Here is an 18635-nt window from a genome sequence, read left to right as displayed (position 1 = left end):
TATCACGAGCGGTATTTTGCCCGGTTGTTTTATGTGAGCCGTTTGGGTAAGGTGGCCTATGAGTCACGAGTCCGACGCCGATCGAACGGTCTCCGTCGCAGACGAAGAGGTGCGCGTCGAGAAGTCGTTCGAGGGCGACGAGTTCCCGGTCCCCGCGGTCAAGTTCCGCGTGACGTCCGAGAGCGACGCACCGGCGCACATCCGGCTGGTCGACCAGATCCCGGAAGACTTCCCGATGGAGAGCGTCGGGTTCCACCCCGACTACGAGAGCGACAACTGGACCGCGTACAAAGACCACCGCGTCGAGTACGAGCGCACGCTCGATCCCGGCGAGGAGACGGTCACGGTGTACGGTATCCGCTTGGACCAGTCCACCGACGTCTCGGGATTCCTCGGCGAGCCGATCCTCGAACGCCCGCCCGCGCCGGGCGAGACTGGGAGCGAAGACGCCGCCCGCGACGTCGAGGACATCCTCGGGGCCGATCGGAGCCAACTCGTTCGCGATGCGCTGCAGGGGAACGGCCGTCTCGTCTCCGAATCGACTGTCGACCCAGAAGCCGACGAGCGGACGTCGGACGAAGACGACACCGAAGTTGACGGTGAGAGAGAGGGCGTGACAGCGGACGGGGCAGCAGCGGAAGGAGTTACAGCGAGCGACAATACCGACGCGAGTGCCGAACCGACCGCGACGCCGCGAGCGCTCGAAGCCGACCTGACGCCCGCCGTCCGGGAGGAACGCGGTGGCGAGAGCGAGGAGACACCCGACGCCGAGGACGAGGAGACACTCGATGCTGAGAGCGTGGGTGCACCAGCGACCGAGACAGAAGACGACGACGCAGCAGTCGGACTGGCCGACTCCGAAGAAGTCGAGGGGGGATCGGAGGAATCCACGGCGGACGAGTACGTCGACGTCGAGGCCCACGTCGACGACTCGACGGGCGAGACGGCCGCCGCCGAATCAGTCGAGGAAGAAGCCGAATCGGCGGAGAGCGAAGTCGAACCGACGGGAGCCGGAGCCGGCGACGCCGCGGACGGACTGGCGGCGACACTCGCCGCGGAGATCCGATCGGGCGGCGTCGACGAGGACGACCTCGACGTGCTCCGCGAGGAACTCGACGCCGGGCTGCCACGGAGCGCCGACGTCCGGCTCCGTCGGGTGCAGGCGCAGATGGAGGATCTCAACGCCTACGCCGACGCGATCGCCGAGTTCATCGACGAGGAGGGAACCGGCGCGGAGCTGGTCGAACGGCTCGACACCGAGCTGACCGAGATCGACGAGGAACTCGACGGCCTGCGAGACGACATCGAGGACGCCGCGGCCGACCGCGAGGAACTCCGCGACGACGTCAGCGGGGTCGACGAGACGGTCGACGCCGTCGACGAGCGGGTCGGAGCGCTCGAAACGCGGCTCGACGACGTCGCGGCGGACGCCGAGACCGCCGTCGCGGGCGTCGGCGAACTCCACGAGCGCGCTGAGGGGATCGAATCGCAGGTCGAGGCGACGACGGACCGAGTCGGAAGCGTCGAGACGGAGGTCGAAGCCGTTGTCGACGACGTCGGAGACGTCGCGGCGGACGTCGAGGACGTGGCCGCGTCGGTCGACGACGTGAGCGAGGACATCGACGAGCTGGGCGCGCACGTGACGCGGCTCGACGAGGAGATGGGTGACGTTCGCGAGGACATCGCCGCGATCGACGGGGACGTCGTCGACGTACAGGAGTCGCTCGAAGCAGAACTCGACGAGCTACGCGCGGAGGTGTCCGCGCTGTCTGCCGACCTCGACCGGATCGATTCGATCGAGGCCGAGATCGAGGAGCTGCAGACGTTCCGCGACCGCCTCAACAACGCGTTCGGGCCGCCCGGCGAGGAGTGACTGTCCGACGAGGGAAGAAGAGCGTCCGCTAATCGGCGAAGCGCAACCGGTTTACCCCGCGGTCCCGTGCGTTCGACAATGACTGAGACGGAGGCGATTCGCGTCGCCGTCCCGCGCAAGGGCCGACCCCTCGAAGCCGTTCTCGAACGCGTCGCCGACGTCGCAGCGCTCCGCTCGACGGCCGGTGGGGCCGACGACGCTGAAGACGTCGCCGACGAGATCATCTCGACGCTGCGACACGAGAAAGCGATCACGAAGGGCCATACCCAACCCGAAGCCGATATCTACCATCGACTTGCCACCTACTCCGATCTCGACGACGACTACGCCCCGGAGTACACCCTGCTGCGCGACGACCGCCAGGGGATGCCCCGTCGAATCGTCTTCGACAGCCTCACCGTCGACATCGACGGCGTTCCCGTCCAGTTCGTCGGCCGCGAGGAGCCGTTCCGCGCGCTCCGCACCCACGAGTTCGGTCTCGGGTTCGACAGCGCCGACCTCGTCTTAGAGGAGGTCGTCGAACTCGAATCGGAGGGCGTCGAGTCGCTGGCCGACGTCAACGCTCGAATCGACCCGAAGAACACGGACGTCCGCGTCGTCTCCGGGCTCGGCGACACGGTGTATCACACGCTGATGGCCCGCCCGGAGATTCTGCCACCCGGTGCCGATCTCGACCGGGAGTTCGTCGCGGACTACGAGGGCGAGTTGTGCATCTCGCCGCGGTACGAACGGCTCGTCGAAGCCGTACTCGGACTGCGACCGCTAGAGGGCGTCTCCTTCACGTACCCCGACGACGACCGCGAGGAGGAGGCCGCGGTCGCCGACGCCGGGCTCGGCGTCTACCTGACGATGACGGGGTCGACCGCGAGAGAGCACGGGCTCATCCTCGGAGAACACCTCTTCCCCTCCGAGACCGTGCTGATGGAGAACGTCGCGGAGTCCGCCGAGCTTCCGGGCGCGGAACGGGTCAGAGACGCACTCGCCGCCGCGGCGCACGAAACCGAAATCGCAGTCTGAGCTGCGCGGCGAAGGCGACGTCGGGAGCGAGTCGATTCGGGTGCGAGGTCGACTCGGGTGTGAGGTCGACTCCAACGCGCGCTCGACTGCGACGGCCGATCAGTCGGCTTTCGCCTGCCACTCCCGAACCGTGTCGGGACCGACGCCGTCGACTCGGTCGGCGACGGCGTCGGGCTCGGCTTCCTTCAGCGACGCGACGTCCTCGACGCCCGCGTTCTTCAGCTTCTCCGCGGTCTTTTCGCCGATTCCGCTCACGCTTTCGAGATCGGAGCCGCTCGCGCTCTGTTCGGCCTGGTACTCCCGGTAGTTGCAGATCGGACAGCCGAGCTCCCACGGCTCGCGGTCCTCGTCGTCGTAGACGATCCGCAGCTTCGGGAGGTCGTGCTCCTCGCATCGTTCCTCCGTCACCTCGATGTCGCCCCGGCGGGGCAGCGGCAGCGAGTAGTCGCAGTCGGGATAGCGCGTGCAGCCGACGAGCCGCGAGCCCGAGCGGAGGCGCTTGATCGCGAGTTCGCCGCCCGCGTCGGCGGCGTTGCCGCCTTCGCTTCTCGACGCCTCCGGCGTCGCGCCCTCGTCGTGTTCGCCCCCGCATTCGGGACACGGGCCGATCACGAGGTCCTCCTGTTCGTCGGCCTCCTCAGCCTTGCACAGCGGGCAACCGTGGACGAACGTCTTCCGCCCGGCGAGCATCTTCACGTGCGCGAGGCCGTGCTCCTCGCAGGTCTCCTCCAGCAGGAGCGGCTTGCCGGTCGACGGCAGCGGCAGCGTGTGGGTACAGTCGGGGTACGAATCGCAGCCGATGAAGTACGAGCCGCGGCGGCTCTTTCTGATCACGAGATCGCCGCCGCACTCGGGACACTCCCCGACGGTCTTGTCGGCTTTCAGTGACTTCTGGAGGTGCTCGCCGACGTCTTCACCCGACTCCATCAGTCCCTCGAAGACCGCTTCGAGGATCTCTCTGGACTCGTCTGTCACCTCTTCTAAGGTGGCGTCGCCGCTGGTGATCGCCTGCATATCCCGCTCCAGTTGGGCTGTCATCTCCTCGCTCACGATCCGGTGGGCGAACTCCTCGGACGCCTCGACGACGGCGCGGGCCAGCCGGGTCGGCCGCGGCGGGTCGCTCTCGATGTACCCGCGGTCGTAGAGCTTCTGGATGATGTCGTGGCGGGTCGCCTTCGTTCCGATCCCCATCGACTCCATCGTCTCGATGAGCCGCGATTGGCCGTAGCGGCGGGGGGGCTGGGTCTGCTTCGCGTCGAGCCGCGTCTCGGTGACGGCCAACTCCTCGCCCTCGGTGACGTCGGGGACGAAGGACTCGCTGGCGTTCGAGTACGGATAGACCGCGTGGTAGCCCGGTTCGACGAGGCGCTTGCCGTTGGCCTTCAGCGAGAGTTTCTCGTCGTCGCCGACGGTCGCGACGACGCGGAGGTGCTCCCACGTGGCCGACTCGGCGACGGTCGCGAAGAATCTTCGAACCACGAGTTCGTACACCTCCCACTCGTCCTCGGTGAGGTCCGAGTGGCTCGGAAGCTCCGCGGTCGGGTGGATCGGCGGGTGGTCGGTCGTCTCCTCGTCGCCCGCGGTCGGCTCGATCTCCTCCTGATCGAGCAGCGAGGTCGCGTCGTCGCCGAAGTCCCGCGTGCCGGTGAAGGCGTCCAAGAGCTCCCGGGGATCGAGGTCCTCGGGGTAGACGGTGTTGTCGGTCCGCGGGTAGGTGACGTAGCCAGCGGTGTAGAGGTCCTCGGCGATGCTCATCGCCCGCTGAGCGGAGTAGCCGATCGAGCTGGCGGCGCGGATGAACTGGGTCGTGTTGAACGGCGCGGGCGGGTCGTCCGTCCGCGTGCGCCGCCGGACGGAGTCGACGACCGAGGTCGACGCCACTTCCAAGGTCTCGTAGGCGCGCTCGGCCTCGTCCTCGTCCCAGACGCGCTCGGCCTCGTTGTCGTCCTCGTCGAGGTAGAAGTACTGCGCCTCGAAGGAGCCGTTCTCCGCCTCGTCGGCCGTTTCCAGATCGGCGAACAGCTCCCAGTAGTCCTCGGGGTCGAACGCCTCGATCTCGCGCTCGCGGTCGACGATGAGCTTCAGCGTCGGTCCCTGCACGCGGCCGACGGAAATGAAATCGTCGCCGAGCTGCCGGGCCGACAGCGAGAGATAGCGCGTCAGCGCCGCACCCCAGACGAGGTCGATGATCTGGCGGGCTTCGCCCGCGGCGGCGAGGTTGAAATCGAGTTCGTCGGGGTTCTCGAACGCGTCGATCACCTCGTTGTCGGTGATCGAAGAGAAGCGCACGCGGTCGATCGGAGCGTCCTCGTTGACCTCGCGGACGAGTTCGTACGCCTCCTTGCCGATGAGTTCGCCCTCGCGGTCGTAGTCTGTCGCGATGACGACGCGGCCGGCGCGCCGTGCCAGCAGTCGGAGCGCCGAGACGATGTTCTCTTGGGTCGGGTGCTTGTCGATCGGCGCGTCGATCAGCTCGACGGGCTCGACGTCGCGCCAGTCGTTGTACTCCGGCGGGAAGTCGACGCCGACGACGTGACCCGAGAGGCCGATGCAGCGCTTGCCGCCCCACTTGTAGACGTTCACGCCGTTGCGCCGATCGGCCTCGGCGGACCCGCCGCTCAGGATGTCCGCGATGCGCCGAGCGGCGTTGTCCTTCTCGGTGATGATGAGTTCGGGGCCCTGGCTCATTAGGCGGCGATAGGTGAGGGGTCGGCCTAAACCTTTCGCGCTCGAATTCCCCAAATCAGCGGACAGCGCGCCCGTGCGCGTGGAACAGCCGTAATAGTTGCCGCGGGCCGTGTTACGCTGAATCGAGGTGCTACTCCCCTTTCCTCAAATCGTGGATGTTCGTAGCCTCTTCAAGCGTCTTCGGCTTCGGATGAAAGTCGGGAGCTCATAACGTTCCAATGGGACAATCTATCTGACAAGATGTCTTATAAGGAAAAGGTAACAATCAGAAATGTTCGACTAAACTTTTGAGTCGTTTGGTTACTCGTTTCGATAGTAGTGTCATTAGTTCTATATCATATCCCCGCTTCCGCCCTCAAATGAGTGTTGGTAACACATAACAAAGCATCCTGCTTGCTTCAATGACGCCCGGAGGTATCGCCTATGCATTCAAAAAGTGACGCTGGAATTCGGTTGACAATCGATGATTGCATCCCTTGGGTGGCTCTTCCCGACCTCGGAGGTGGACCGTGACACACCGACTGAATCGACGCGCATTCGTAGCATTGACGGCGACGGTCACAGCGGGCTGTTCCGGCAGCGACGACACCAGTGACGGTGGGGGAGGTGGTAATGATCCGGATTTCGATTCCGAAAACGAGTCCCCGACACCGTCTGGCTCGATTAGCGTCCAGCAGCAGTCTGGTCAGGGAACAGTGATACTAATCGAGTCGGCCCAAGCGAACGTCGACTACCGGTTGGTAATCGAGTATGGCAGCACAACGGTCCGTTCCGAGGTGATATCTGCCGGCGAGACATTCTCCGGGGAAGTCCCTCTCGAGACACCGATTACAGAGAGCACATCGGTCGAGGTACGCGTGGTCTCGCCCGATGACCAAGTTCTTGACTCGACGAGCGTTCCCTATCAGATCCGAGCTCCGGGTCCGGAGTTGACCGCGGACGAAGCTGAGAGAATCGCCGATTCATCGTTCGGCCTGGGTGACAAGGTCCCCACCAATCGACCGTGGTCGTTCTTCGACTCCTGGCGCGATTTCCCGCTCACACAAGCGCACAACGGGTGGGTCGTTGACGTCAACTGGAACTCAAAACACCCGGATTATAAGAGCGATCAGCTAACCTGGGCCGAAGAAGCTGAGCAGGTGCAGAGCGTCTTCGCCGTCTACCTTTTTCGGGGCTTCTACACGAGCGACTACCAGATCTCTCGGGTTACCGTCAACGCCTTTCTCAACTCCGGTTACGACACCGGCGGGAATCCGCAGTGGAAGCAATCTCAACAGATCTCGATGGACCGCGAAGCCGCCGAAGGAATCGACTGGTCGAATTTCGTCGACCTGTACAGGGAGGACGTGTTTGACACCGAGACCGGTGATATGAGTCGGCTATTAGATCTCGTCTCGGAGTACAGTTTCACGTACTATGCCGATCCCGACGAGGACCGATAAGTACTCAGAAAACCTCCGGACCCGCTAGTAATCCGACAGTGGGTTTACAGGCCGCGATTTCCGAAATTTGGGGCTAAACGAGGCCGTCGCTGCGAAAGCGCTCTCACAGCACCCCGCTCCGTCGCTCGGAGCGCTATTCGTCCAGCCGCTCGCGGAGCATCCCGTTCACGTCGCCCGGATCCGCGCTCCCGCCGGTCTTCTGCATCACCTGCCCGACGAGGAAGTTGATCGCGCCGCCCTCGCCGGCGTGGTAATCCTCGACCGCGTCGGGGTTCTCCTCGATGGCCTCCCTGACGGCGACGGCGACCTCGTCGTCGTCGGCCGTGCCGAGCCCCTCCGCGTCGATGATCGCGTCGGGATCGTCACCCTCGTCAAGCATCCGGCGGAGGACGACCTCCTCGGCGTTCTTGGTGGTGATTTCGCCCTCGGCGACGAGTTCGACGAGGCGGGTGAACTCGTCGAGGCGGTCGTCGACGTCGGTGATCTCCATATCGCGGTAGTTGAGTTCGCCGAGGAGGTTGTCGGCGACCCACGTCGCCGCCAAGTCGGGGTCGAACGCCTCGGCGACGTCCTCGAAGAAGTCCGCGACCTCCTTCGTCGACGTGAGCTTCGACGCCGACTCGGCGTCAAGGTCGTACTCCTCGCGGAAGCGCTCGCGACGGGCGTCGGGGAGTTCGGGGATCGGGATCCGGTCCTTCCAGTCGGCGACCTGAAGCGGCGGCAGGTCGGCCTCGCGGAAGTAGCGGTAGTCTTTCTCCTCTTCTTTCGAGCGCATCGAGACGGTGATCCCGCGGGACTCGTCCCAGTGACGCGTCTCCTGTTCGACCGCGCGGCCGCGCTGGACGGCGTTCTTCTGCCGCGTGACCTCGTAGGCCAGCGCCTGCTCTGCGCCCTTGTGACTGGAGATGTTCTTGACCTCGGTCCGATTGGCCGCTTCGAGCGCCTCGGTTCCGATCGAGCCGTCGTCGTCGACCTCGTCGGCCGGGACGAGCGAGATGTTGGCGTCGACGCGCAGGGAGCCGTCGCGGGCGGCGTCGAAGACGCCGAGGTATTCGAGGACCTCTTCTAACTTCGCGAGGAACGCCCGCGTCTCCTGCGGGCTGCGGAAGTCGGGCTCGGTGACGATCTCCAAAAGCGGCGTGCCCGCGCGGTTGTAGTTGACGAGCGTGTAGTCGGCGGTGTCGATGCCGCCGCCTTTGTGCTGGAGACTCCCGGGATCCTCTTCGAGGTGGGCGCGCTCGATCGAGATCTCGCGGCGCTGCCCCTCGACGGAGACTTCGAGCGTCCCGTCCGCGCAGATCGGCGCGTCGTACTGCGTGATTTGAAAGTTCTTCGGCAGGTCGGGGTAGTAGTAGTTTTTCCGGTGGAAACGGGTGTGCTCGGCGACGTCGGCGTCGAGCGCCTTGCCGACCTTCACGGCCGCCTCGACGGCCCCCTCGTTCAGGACGGGCAGCGCGCCCGGCAGGCCGAGACAGACCGGACACGTCCGGCTGTTCGGTTCCTCGTCTTCGGTCGCTTCGGTCGAGCAGCCACAGAAGATCTTCGTATCCGTCTCGAGCTGGACGTGGACCTCCAGCCCGATGACGGTGGCGAGATCGCGCTGGGAGAGCGCTTGCGCGGTCATTACCGCGTGGTTCGACGCAGTGCGGCTAAAGGCTAACGGGACGAGAGAGTCGCCGCAACTGGCTGGCTGCCTCGCCGACGGTGGAACATCGCCGTCCGGTTCGACGGGAAGCGAAACCTATTCCGTACCACCGAGCGACCGCTCAGCCGATGCGCGCTGCCTTCGCCGACGCCGACGGGATCGACGTCCGCCGCGGCATCTCGTTCGCGACGCCCGCGGACGAGTCCCTCCGGCTCGATCTCTACCGACCCGCTGGCGACGGACCGAGCGAGGTCAGCACCGCGGCGCGACGCGCGGCAACCGTGCTCGTCGCCGGCGATCGATGGCGATCGATCGACCGGGGTGAACTGGCCCGCTACGCGCTCGACCTCGCCGAGCGGGGTTACGTCTGCGTCGTGCCGGAGTACCGCGGCAGCGACGCGGCCGCGTTCCCGGCACAGCTCCGCGATCTGAAGGCCGCGATCCAGTGGGTCCGCGCGTCGAGTGAGGCCGTCGGCGTCGATCCCGACCGGATCGGCGCGTTCGGCTACGACGCCGGGGCGCACCTCGCGGTGTTGGCGGCGCTGACAGCCGACGACGCCGCGTTCGCGCCCGAACCAAGAGTCGTCGACGACGACGTCGCCGCCGCGAGCGACGCGCTGTCGGCGGTCGTCGGCGTCGGCGGAACGTACGCGCTCGAACACGAGCCGGAGACGCCGGCGCTCTGCGTGTTCCTCGGCGGGGATCGAGAGTCGGCTCCGGAGGCGTGGGCGCGAGCGTCGCCGTCGACCTATCTCGGTACAGACGGGGACGACCGCTCGCTCACCACCACGGCTCCGATGCTGCTGCTCCACGGCGAGGACGACGCCGTCGCCCCGTCGATGGCCTCCGAACTGTTTCACGATCTGCTGGAGGAGCGCGACCTGCCGGGCGACTGCGTCGTCGCCGCCGGGGCCGGTCACGACGTCCACGAGACGCAGCGGGCGTTCACGCTCGAGTGGGCCGCGGGGTTCTTCGATCGGCACCTGCGGTGACGGTCGCCGACGTCCGGTGTCGTCGCGATGCTTGCGTGTCGTTCGGTTCCTCGCGGTGACGGCGCGGTGGCCGCCGCCGGCACCGACGACGCGTCGCTCATCTATCACTTCCCGGGTAGGTGTCTGACGTACGTTTATGTGGCCGGAGGCGGGCTATCTACGCTATGAGCAACCGTGTGGAGGAGCTGGAAGCGAAGGTGGCAGAGCTACAGGCCGCCGTCAACGGTCTGACAGAAGAGCTCGTCGAGACGAAAGAGCGCGTGCGCCTCCTCGAAGAGGAGGTCGAAGTCGATCTCTCGGCCGGGAGCCGGCCCGTCGGCTACGACACGCAGTCGTCCGCGGAGACTGCGGAGCAGGCTGACACCGAGTCGGGCGATTCTGCGGCCGAGACCCAAGGCGACACCGACGCCAGTAGCGTCGATGAACCGCGCGCACAGGCGGAATCGCGCCGAGAAACGTCCGCACAGACCGCCGACGACGCGGACTTCATCGACGCCGATGCCGACGAGGGGCTCACGAGCGCCGACGACGCACCGGACGCCCAGGGCGACGAGACTAAGGCGGACGAGAGTGAGGGAGACGACGAGGCGGCGGCCGAAGACGACGATATCATCGTCGCGTAACCGGGCGTTCCGCCCGCCACGAGCAACCCATGCACATCAAAGAGCTCGTCCTTGACGGCTTCAAAAGCTTCGGGCGGACGACGAAGATTCCGTTCTACGAGGACTTCACGGTCGTCACCGGCCCGAACGGCTCCGGTAAGTCGAACATCATCGACGGCGTGTTGTTCGCGCTCGGCCTGGCACGAACGCGCGGGATTCGCGCGGAGAAGCTGACGGATCTGATCTACAATCCGGGTCACGCCGACGGGAGCGACGACGGCGACGGCGGAACGACCGGCCCGAAGGAGGCGACCGTCACGGTCGTCCTCGACAACAGCGACGGCACGCTCGACCGGACACAGGTCGTCAACGCCGCCGGGAGCGACGACATCGGCGACGTCTCGGAGATCAGCGTCAAGCGGCGCGTCAAGGAGACCGAGGACAACTACTACTCGTATTACTACCTCAACGGCCGCGCCTGCAATTTATCCGACATTCAGGACCTCCTCTCGCAGGCGGGAATCACGCCCGAGGGCTACAACGTCGTGATGCAGGGCGACGTCACCGAGATCATCAACATGACCGCCTACCAGCGGCGGGGAATCATCGACGAGATCGCGGGCGTCGCCGAGTTCGACGCGAAGAAGGAGGACGCCTTCGAGGAGCTGGACGCCGTCGAGGCGCGAATCGAGGAGGCCGACCTCCGGATCGAGGAGAAGGAAGACCGACTCGAACAGCTCGAAGACGAGCGCGAGACCGCCCTCGAATACCAGTCGCTCCGCGAGGAGCGCGAGGAGTACGAGAGCTACCAGAAGGCGGCGGAGCTCGAAGACAAGCGCGCGGACCTCGAATCGACCGAGAAGCGCGTCGAGAAGACGGAATCGAAACTCACAGGGCACAGAGAGGAACTCGATCGCCGCGCGGGTCGCGTCACCCGGCTCGAAGACGAACTCGACGAGTTGACGAAGGAAATCGAGCGCAAGGGCGAGGACGAGCAGCTCCGGATCAAATCCGAGATCGAGGAGGTGAAAGGCGAGATCGATCGGTTGGAGAACGCGATCGAGGCCGCCGAAGAGCGCATCGAGGACGCCGAAAGCGAGCGGCGGAACGCGTTCGTCCAGCTCGACCGGAAACAGGAGGAGATCGACGAGCTCGACGAGGAGATCCGTTCGGTCAAAGTCGAGAAGGCGTCGGTGAAATCCGACATCGGCTCCTTGGAGACGGATCTCGCGCAGGTGCAAGCCGAGATCGACGACGTCGACACCGAGTACGACGAGCTGAAAGCCGATCTCGCCGAGAAGAAAGACCGGCTCGAAGGGCTGAAAAGCGAGAAGAACGAGCACCAGCGCGAGAAGGACCGCCTGCTCGACGAGACGCGGCGACGGGCGACAGAGATCTCGGAGGCCGAAGACGAGATCGAGGAGTTGCGGGAGAAGATCCCGGATCTGAAAGCCGAAGTGTCGGACCTCCACTCGGAGCTCGACAAAGCGGAGAAGAACGAATCGAAGATCGAGGGCGTCGTCGAGGAGCTCCGCGAGGAGCGCGACGAGTCGAAATCGGAACTCGACGAGGTCGTCGAGGAGATTCAATCGAAGCAGTCCGAGTATGCCACACTCGAAGCCCGCGCGGGCGACGACGGCGACACCTCGTGGCCGCGGGCGGTCACGACGATCAAGAACGCGGGTATCTCTGGCGTCCACGGCACCGTCGGCGAGCTTGGATCGGTCGGCGGCGAGTACGCCAGCGCCTGCGAGACGGCCGCCGGCGGGCGGCTCGCGCACGTCATCGTCGACGACGACCGCGTCGGCTCCGACTGTATCGACTACCTGAAATCCAGAAACGCCGGCCGGGCGACGTTCCTCCCGATCACGAAGATGGACGACCGCGGGCTGCCGAAGCTCCCGGATCGCGCCGGCGTCGTCGACTTCGCGCGCAACCTCGTGGATTACGACGCGCAGTACGAGTCCGTCTTCTCCTACGTGCTGGGCTCGACGCTCGTCGTGGAGGATATGGACACCGCGCGGGACCTGATGGGCGACTACCGGATGGTGACGCTCGACGGCGACCTCGTCGAGCGCTCCGGCGCGATGACCGGCGGCTCCGGCGGCGGCTCGCGCTACTCCTTCTCGAAGTCCGGCGGCGGCCGACTCGAACGGCTCGCCGAGGAGATCGAAGAGCTCGAAGACCGGCGGCGAAGTCTGCAAGCGGAGATCCGCGAGAAAGAAGAGGACATCGAGGACGCCAGAAGCCGCGCCTCCGACGCCCGCGATCGGGTCCGTTCGCTCGAAGCCGACGTCGAGGACGCCGAAGCCGACGTCGAGGACGCCGAAGCGGAGATCGACGACCTCGAAGGCGATATCGAGCGGCTCCGCGAGGAGCGCGCCGACGTCGACGAGGAGATGCGGCAGATCGATACGGAGATCGACCGCGTCGACGACGAGATCGCGGAGGTGCAGGCGGAGATCGACGACCTCGAAGGCGACCTCGCGGACTCGGAAATCCCCGAGCTGACGGCGAAGGCCGACGATATCCGCGCCGAGATCGAGGAGAAAGAGGATCGGATGGACGACCTCGACGGGCGGCTCAACGAGCTGCAACTCCAGCGGCAGTACGCCGAGGAGTCCGTCGAGGATCTCGAAGAGACGATCGAGACCGCACAGGAGAAGAAGGCCGACGCGCGCGACGACATCCGCGAGAAGGAGGCCGAGATCGAGGAGAAGGAAACGGCGCTCGAAGCCAAACACGAGGCGGTCGCAGACCTCGAAGAGGAACTCAAAGAGCTGAAAGCCGAGCGCTCGGATCTGCAGGCGACGCTGCGGGAGGCCAAGAGCGAGCGCGACGAGAAGCGCGAGACGGTGGATCGAATCGAGTCGAAGCTCGACTCGCTGCGCGACAGCGTCGAGCGGCTCTCGTGGGAGATCGACGAACTGGAAGCCGAAGTCGGCGAGTACGACCCCGAGAACGTCCCCGACCACGACGAGGTCGAAGCCGAGATCGAACGCCTTTCGTCCGAAATGGAGGCGCTCGAGCCCGTCAATATGCTCGCGATCGACGAGTACGACGAGGTGAGCGCGGACCTCGAAGACCTCCAAGAGCGCCGCGACGTCCTCGTCGACGAGCGCGACGCCATCGCAGAGCGGATCGACCGCTTCGAGGCCCAGAAGAAAGAGACGTTCATGAACGCGTTCGACGCGATCAACGAGAACTTCACCGAGATCTTCGAGCGGCTCTCCGACGGGACCGGCGAACTCCACCTCGAGAACCCCGAGGATCCCTTCGAGGACGGGCTGACGATGAAGGCCCAGCCCGGCGACAAGCCGATCCAGCGGCTGAACGCGATGTCGGGTGGAGAGAAGTCGCTGACGGCGCTGGCGTTCATCTTCGCGATCCAGCGACACAACCCCGCGCCGTTCTACGCGCTCGATGAGATCGACGCGTTCCTCGACGCCGCCAACGCCGAGCGCGTCGGCGAGATGGTCGACGACCTCTCGGGAGACGCTCAGTTCGTCGTCGTCTCGCACCGCTCGGCGCTCTTGGAACGCTCCGAGCGCGCCATCGGCGTGACGATGCAGGGCGACAACGTCAGCGCCGTCACCGGAATCCAGTTGGGTGACGGCGAGGGCGACGATGATGAGGGCGGCGGACCCGACGGAAAGGGGGCGGAGGTGCCCGCGGATGACTGACTCCGCCGGGTCGTCGCCGACGGGCGGCGAGCCGCTCCTCGACGGCACTGCGGGCGGCGGAACCAACGATCTCGGCGGATCCGGCGGCGGGCCGCCGATGAACGGCCCAAAAACCGACGAAGACGAGGTCGAACCGGTCGAGCTCCTCGTGCAGTTGGCCGAGGACGGCGAGATCGACCCGTGGGACGTCGACCTCGTCGCGGCGACGGACGCTTTCCTCGACGCGCTCGATGAGACCGACCTCCGGACGTCGGGCCGGGCGCTCTTTTACGCCGCCGTCCTCCTGCGGATGAAGAGCGACGCGCTGCTGGAACCCGACGACGAGGACGACGAGGAGGAGTTGGAACCGTGGGAGGTCGCGCTCGAACGCGGCGGCCCGATCGAGGGCGGAGCCGAAGGCGACGGCGCGTCCGGCTTCGATCCGATCGACACGCTCGAAGCCGAGATGGACCGCCGGCTCGAACGAAAAGACGCCCGAGGGTCGCCCGAGACGCTGGACGAACTCGTCCGCGAACTCCGGGAGGCCGAGCGGCAGTCGTGGTGGAAGCGCCGCCGCGAGTACGACACCTCGGACTCGCCGCGCGGGCACCGCCGCGGGACGCAGACGCTCGATTACCGCTCGGCCGACGAGTTCCGCGCCGAGGACGAGCCGACTGCCGCCGACGTCACCGACACGGCCCACAGCGAGGACATCGAGACGTCGATCGCGGCCGTTCGCGAGGAAATCTGGGTTCAGTACGACAACGGCCGCGACGAGGTGCTGTTCGCGGAGATCGAGACGGCCGCCGAGACGCCGGTGACGACGTACCTCGCGCTCCTGTTTCTCTCACACCGCAGCGAGATCCGGCTCGAACAGGACGACCTGTTCGGCGACCTCTGGATTCGTCACCCGGACGCGACGTTCGAGGAGAGTGACTCAGAGACTGAAGCGGACGTCGAGGAAGCGGTCGTTCCGGCCGCGGACGGCGACTGAGGTCGGCGCGCGCCGCTCCGGGACCGCGGCTCATTCGTGGCCGACGTGTCGTTCCCAGAGGACGCCGTAGGCGACCGCAAAGGCGGTGACAGACACGAGGAATCCCACAGTCTCCTCGATTTCGACGCCGGCCAACGCCCCCGCAGCGACGATGCCGTCGCCGAGGAAAAGCATCGCGGTGCGGAGCAGTTCGGCGACCGTGTGGTGGATCAGGTGATAGGTCACCCCCGAACCGACCCCGGCAGGGTCGGGGACCATCCCGAGGCTCGCGACGACCGCCGTCGCGGTGACGATCGATGCGCCGAGCCAGTAGCTCGCGACGATGCGGGGTGAGGGGTGTTCGGCGGCCGCCACGACGAGCGCGACCAAGAGCGGGTAGCACACCACGAGCCCTGCCGCCGCGTTCGGGACGGCGATTCCGGTGGTCGCGACGACGAACGAGCCGACGGTGCCGAACAGCGAAACGGGGAGTTCGACCAAGACCAGTTCCAGCGGCGCTTTCAGGAGCTGGTGGGTGACGATGTCGTGTGCGAAGAACAGCCCCTTCTTCAGGAGGAGCTTGATCGTGAGCCCGACCGAAACGAGGCCGAAGGCCCCGTGCTGACTGCCGTGGCGGAGAGACATATCGACGAGTTACCGAGACGACACGACCGGTTCACTTAGAACCCGGTCATCCTGATGGTCGGTCGCGTCCCAGAGCGCAGACTACTCCACGTACTCGCCGATCAACGGCTCCAGATCCGCCTTCGTCGCCCCGGAAATCGCCTCGTCTGGTGTGTTGATCGTCCCCGCGAGCGCCGAGTGGCAGTCGCATTCGTGATCTCCGGGGATCTCCCGGATCGCCGCCTCGACGGTTTCCTTGATTGCGGTCTCGTTCTTCGCGGCGTTTTCGAGCACCTCCGAAAGCGTCACCTCGCTGTCTTCCTTCCAGACGTCGTAGTCTGTGACGCCGGTGACGGTCGCGTAGGCCATCTCGGCCTCGCGGGCGAGTTTGGCTTCGGGGATCGTCGTCATCCCGATGACGTCCCAGCCCTGCGCGCGGTAAAACTCGCTCTCGGCGCGCGTGGAGTACTGCGGGCCCTCGATGCAGACGTAGGTGCCGTCGCGGACGACGTCGGCGTCGGTGACCGACTCCGCGGCGTCGGCGAGGATCTCGTTGAGGTCGGCGCAGTAGGGGTCTGCGAACGGCTGGTGGACGACGACGTCCTCGTCGAAGAAGGTGAGATCGCGGTGTTTCGTCCGGTCGTAGATCTGATCCGGGATCACGAGCGTTTGGGGGGGTAACTCCTCGCGGAGGCTGCCGACGGCGTTCGAGGCGAGAACGTGCGTGACGCCCAGTTGCTTCAGCGCGAAGACGTTCGCGCGGTACGGCAGCGTCGTCGGCGAGCGCTGGTGGTCGGGGCCGTGTCGCGGCACGAAGACGACCTCCCGCCCGGTGTCGCCGAACTCGCCGACGGTCAGCGGCGCGGAGGGCTTTCCGAACGGCGTGTCGACGTCGATCTCGCGGGTGTCTTCGAGGGGGAGCGCGTCGTAGATCCCGCTCCCGCCGATGAATCCGATCGTCATAGGCGACAGTTCGGGTGCGGGCGCTAAAATCCGTGGGTCTCGGGCGTGCGAGAGGACCCAGCGAGGGTTTATATACGAAGCCGGGACCAGACGCGCCGTGATCTGAATCGAGCCCCGCGTCGGGCAGCGGTTGTCTGGCACGTCGACGCGGGGGGCGGTCGGCCGCCAGTCTGGCGCGGGACTGGCGGTCGATTCGAGCGGGTGCCGGCTGTTCGCCATCATCACGGAGGTCGCGAGGCCAGTGAGCGGAGCAGCGGGCGTTCACCGGCTTGCGGCCGACAGTATCACACCACGATACCGCTCTGGAGGATCGCGATCAGCACCGTGAGTGTGACGACCGAGACCATCGTCGTCGCGAATATCGCGGTGGAGACGAATTCGGTGACAGGGACGCCCGCGACCTCCCCCTCGGCGAACTCGCCGACGAGGATGAGCGGCGTCACCGCCGAGGGCATCGCGCCTTCGAGGACGAAGGTCCGCGCGACTACGGGGTCGGAAAAGCCGACCGCGAGCGCGACGCCGACGCCGATGAACGGCACGACGACCATCTTCAGGCCGACGACGCCCGCGACCGCCGAGAGCGTCGATCCGACGTTCGTCCGGGCCAGTTGGATCCCGAGGAGCAGGAGCATCACCGGGATCGCCGAGTCGCCGACGAGTCCGATCGTCGACATCGCGGTCGAGTCGACCGGCGGAACGAGATCGAGCGCGCGGACGCCGAGCGCGACGATGACGGCGTAGACCAGCGGGACGCTGAACACCCGGCGGACGCCGTCGAGTCGGTTCGCGGTGTTCCCGCGGGAGGCGATGTACACGCCGACTGTCCAGATGAGCACGGCCTGCACCGAGAGGTACACGACGGCGGTCGCCCGGCCGGTGTCTCCGAACGCGAAGTTCGAGACGGGAACGCCGTAGTTTCCGGTGTTGGGAAACGCGGCGACGAGCACGATGGCCGCGAGCGCCGTCTTCGAGACGCCGAACAACCGCCCGGCGGCCTCGGCCACGACGACCGTGAGGACGTGGAAGATGAGGATGGCCACGGTAATCCGAACGAGCGTTTCCCGCGCGAGCGTCGTCGTCGTGAGGCTGTGAAATACCAGCGCGGGCGCGAGCACGTAGACGACGACGGTGTTGAGCGGATCGGTGTCGATCTCGCGGAATCGACCGAGCAGGTAACCGACACCGCCGACGGCGATGATCGGGAGAATCGCGGTCGCGAAGACGGAGACGAGAGAGACCACAGCGGAGGGAAATCGGAGTCGCTACTCAAACGCTTCGATCGCCGGATTGCGAACCGCTGGCGTTCGCGACCGACGCGGCGACGCCGCTCGCGTGTCGATGCCGCCCGCATGTTGACGCCGCACTCATATCGACCCGGCTACGCGCCGATACCGTCGTTCGCGACGAGCCGCCACGCCTCGCCGTCGGCGGACTCGACGTAGCCGCGGCGCTCCATCTCGCTCATCACCTCGGCCATCCGGTCCGGCTGGGCAATCTCCATCTCGATCCGATCGACCGAGTGGAACTCCGAGAGGTAGTGGCGGACGTCCCCGACCTCGAAGGTCTCCTCGTCGGCCTTCTCCATCACGCCGGAGACGAGGTCGATCATGTCCTCGATGAAGTTCCACGGGTAGACGATCCACGTCCACTCTTCGAGCCGCTCACCGACGAAGTCGGGCTCGAACTCGCTCGTTTGCAGCAGCTGCAGCGTCGCCGTTTGGACCTCGCCCGCGTCGCGGTCGGTCACGTACTCGTAAGCGCGCTCGATCGACCCGCCGGTGTCGGCGATGTCGTCGATGATGAGGACGTCCTTGCCCTCGACGCTGCCCTGCGGCATCGGATAGCGGACCTCCGGCTCGCCGGCCTTTTGCGCCGTCCCGACGTAGTGTTCCATCTTCAGGCTCGTCAGGTCGTCGAGCCCGAGGAAGTCGCAGATGCACCGCCCGGCGAACCAGCCGCCGCGGGCCAAGGCGACGACGACGTCCGGTTCGAACTCGGCGGCCTTCACCTGGTCTGAGACGTCGCGGCAGAGCCCGTAGATGTACTCCCAATTAGTGATCGTGCAATTGAACTGATCGGGCAGGTCGCCCATAGATTTCGGTCACCGTTCGTTGAACGGTGCGGCGAGGTCCTTAATCTGTCCGTCTCGGGCCG

At 66.1% G+C, this 18635-nt stretch carries 13 protein-coding genes; 7 read left to right on the top strand and 6 right to left on the bottom strand.

Annotated features, from left to right (window positions below):
• Window positions 1-58: 58 nt before the first annotated feature.
• Both U5919_RS01365 and U5919_RS01360 read left to right on the top strand, forming a co-directional pair.
• Window positions 59-1873 carry a hypothetical protein gene (locus U5919_RS01365; protein ID WP_336021732.1) on the top strand — a complete coding sequence of 605 codons (1815 nt, stop codon included), beginning with the start codon at window positions 59-61 and terminating at the stop codon, window positions 1871-1873.
• Between the two features lie 78 nt (window positions 1874-1951).
• A complete protein-coding gene (locus U5919_RS01360; protein WP_336021731.1) occupies window positions 1952-2890 on the top strand; it encodes a phosphoribosyltransferase HisG-related protein in 939 nt (312 codons plus the stop codon).
• Window positions 2891-2989: 99 nt separating this feature from the next.
• Here the strand turns inward: U5919_RS01360 and U5919_RS01355 are convergent, their stop codons facing one another.
• A complete protein-coding gene (locus U5919_RS01355; protein ID WP_336021730.1) occupies window positions 2990-5578 on the bottom strand; it encodes a DNA topoisomerase I in 2589 nt (862 codons plus the stop codon).
• Window positions 5579-6087: 509 nt separating this feature from the next.
• Here U5919_RS01355 and U5919_RS01350 point away from each other — a divergent pair.
• Entirely contained in the window at window positions 6088-7020 is a 933-nt protein-coding gene (locus U5919_RS01350) for a hypothetical protein (RefSeq protein ID WP_336021729.1), read from the top strand.
• A 133-nt stretch (window positions 7021-7153) separates the two neighbouring features.
• Here U5919_RS01350 and gatB read toward each other — a convergent pair whose 3' ends face one another.
• Window positions 7154-8644: an Asp-tRNA(Asn)/Glu-tRNA(Gln) amidotransferase subunit GatB gene (gatB, locus tag U5919_RS01345; protein WP_336021728.1), complete on the bottom strand. Its 1491-nt coding sequence runs from the start codon at window positions 8642-8644 to the stop codon at window positions 7154-7156.
• Between the two features lie 149 nt (window positions 8645-8793).
• On the opposite strand from gatB, the gene U5919_RS01340 reads away from it, so the two are divergent.
• The 4 genes from U5919_RS01340 (at window position 8794) to U5919_RS01325 (ending at window position 14915) form a co-directional block, all read left to right on the top strand.
• Window positions 8794-9657 carry an alpha/beta hydrolase fold domain-containing protein gene (locus tag U5919_RS01340; protein WP_336021727.1) on the top strand — a complete coding sequence of 288 codons (864 nt, stop codon included), beginning with the start codon at window positions 8794-8796 and terminating at the stop codon, window positions 9655-9657.
• Between the two features lie 164 nt (window positions 9658-9821).
• Window positions 9822-10280 (top strand): DUF7518 family protein, encoded by a 459-nt coding sequence (locus U5919_RS01335; RefSeq protein WP_336021726.1) that lies wholly within the window; start codon window positions 9822-9824, stop codon window positions 10278-10280.
• 29 nt (window positions 10281-10309) lie between these two features.
• Window positions 10310-13942, top strand: a complete 3633-nt coding sequence (gene smc, locus U5919_RS01330) for a chromosome segregation protein SMC (protein WP_336021725.1) — start codon at window positions 10310-10312, stop codon at window positions 13940-13942.
• Complete coding sequence (locus tag U5919_RS01325) at window positions 13935-14915, top strand: segregation/condensation protein A (RefSeq protein ID WP_425604186.1); 981 nt, start codon at window positions 13935-13937, stop codon at window positions 14913-14915. Before smc ends, U5919_RS01325 begins: the two co-directional genes overlap by 8 nt.
• Window positions 14916-14945: 30 nt before the next feature.
• On the opposite strand, the gene U5919_RS01320 is transcribed toward U5919_RS01325, so the two are convergent.
• The 4 genes from U5919_RS01320 to U5919_RS01305 form a co-directional block, all read right to left on the bottom strand.
• Window positions 14946-15539 (bottom strand): hypothetical protein, encoded by a 594-nt coding sequence (locus U5919_RS01320; RefSeq protein WP_336021724.1) that lies wholly within the window; start codon window positions 15537-15539, stop codon window positions 14946-14948.
• An 81-nt stretch (window positions 15540-15620) separates the two neighbouring features.
• Complete coding sequence (gene mtnP / locus U5919_RS01315; RefSeq protein ID WP_336021723.1) at window positions 15621-16481, bottom strand: S-methyl-5'-thioadenosine phosphorylase; 861 nt, start codon at window positions 16479-16481, stop codon at window positions 15621-15623.
• A gap of 284 nt (window positions 16482-16765) precedes the next feature.
• Complete coding sequence (locus tag U5919_RS01310; RefSeq protein WP_336021722.1) at window positions 16766-17722, bottom strand: AEC family transporter; 957 nt, start codon at window positions 17720-17722, stop codon at window positions 16766-16768.
• A gap of 137 nt (window positions 17723-17859) precedes the next feature.
• Window positions 17860-18573 (bottom strand): phosphoribosyltransferase, encoded by a 714-nt coding sequence (locus U5919_RS01305; protein ID WP_336021721.1) that lies wholly within the window; start codon window positions 18571-18573, stop codon window positions 17860-17862.
• Between the last annotated feature and the right edge of the window lie 62 nt (window positions 18574-18635).

The organism is Halobellus sp. LT62 (assembly GCF_037031285.1).
GTDB classification, from domain to species: domain Archaea; phylum Halobacteriota; class Halobacteria; order Halobacteriales; family Haloferacaceae; genus Haloquadratum; species Haloquadratum salinisoli.
This window is presented reverse-complemented; position numbering and strand designations above follow the sequence as displayed.

Excerpts from the sequence above, each read along its gene's own strand:
- U5919_RS01355 (WP_336021730.1), bottom strand. The coding sequence starts at position 5,578 with ATGAGCCAGGGCCCCGAACTCATCATCACCGAGAAGGACAACGCCGCT.
- U5919_RS01365 (WP_336021732.1), top strand. The coding sequence starts at position 59 with ATGAGTCACGAGTCCGACGCCGATCGAACGGTCTCCGTCGCAGACGAA.
- U5919_RS01360 (WP_336021731.1), top strand. The coding sequence starts at position 1,952 with ATGACTGAGACGGAGGCGATTCGCGTCGCCGTCCCGCGCAAGGGCCGA.
- gatB (WP_336021728.1), bottom strand. The coding sequence starts at position 8,644 with ATGACCGCGCAAGCGCTCTCCCAGCGCGATCTCGCCACCGTCATCGGG.
- U5919_RS01305 (WP_336021721.1), bottom strand. The coding sequence starts at position 18,573 with ATGGGCGACCTGCCCGATCAGTTCAATTGCACGATCACTAATTGGGAG.
- U5919_RS01335 (WP_336021726.1), top strand. The coding sequence starts at position 9,822 with ATGAGCAACCGTGTGGAGGAGCTGGAAGCGAAGGTGGCAGAGCTACAG.
- U5919_RS01325 (WP_425604186.1), top strand. The coding sequence starts at position 13,935 with ATGACTGACTCCGCCGGGTCGTCGCCGACGGGCGGCGAGCCGCTCCTC.
- U5919_RS01340 (WP_336021727.1), top strand. The coding sequence starts at position 8,794 with ATGCGCGCTGCCTTCGCCGACGCCGACGGGATCGACGTCCGCCGCGGC.
- smc (WP_336021725.1), top strand. The coding sequence starts at position 10,310 with ATGCACATCAAAGAGCTCGTCCTTGACGGCTTCAAAAGCTTCGGGCGG.
- U5919_RS01320 (WP_336021724.1), bottom strand. The coding sequence starts at position 15,539 with ATGTCTCTCCGCCACGGCAGTCAGCACGGGGCCTTCGGCCTCGTTTCG.
- mtnP (WP_336021723.1), bottom strand. The coding sequence starts at position 16,481 with ATGACGATCGGATTCATCGGCGGGAGCGGGATCTACGACGCGCTCCCC.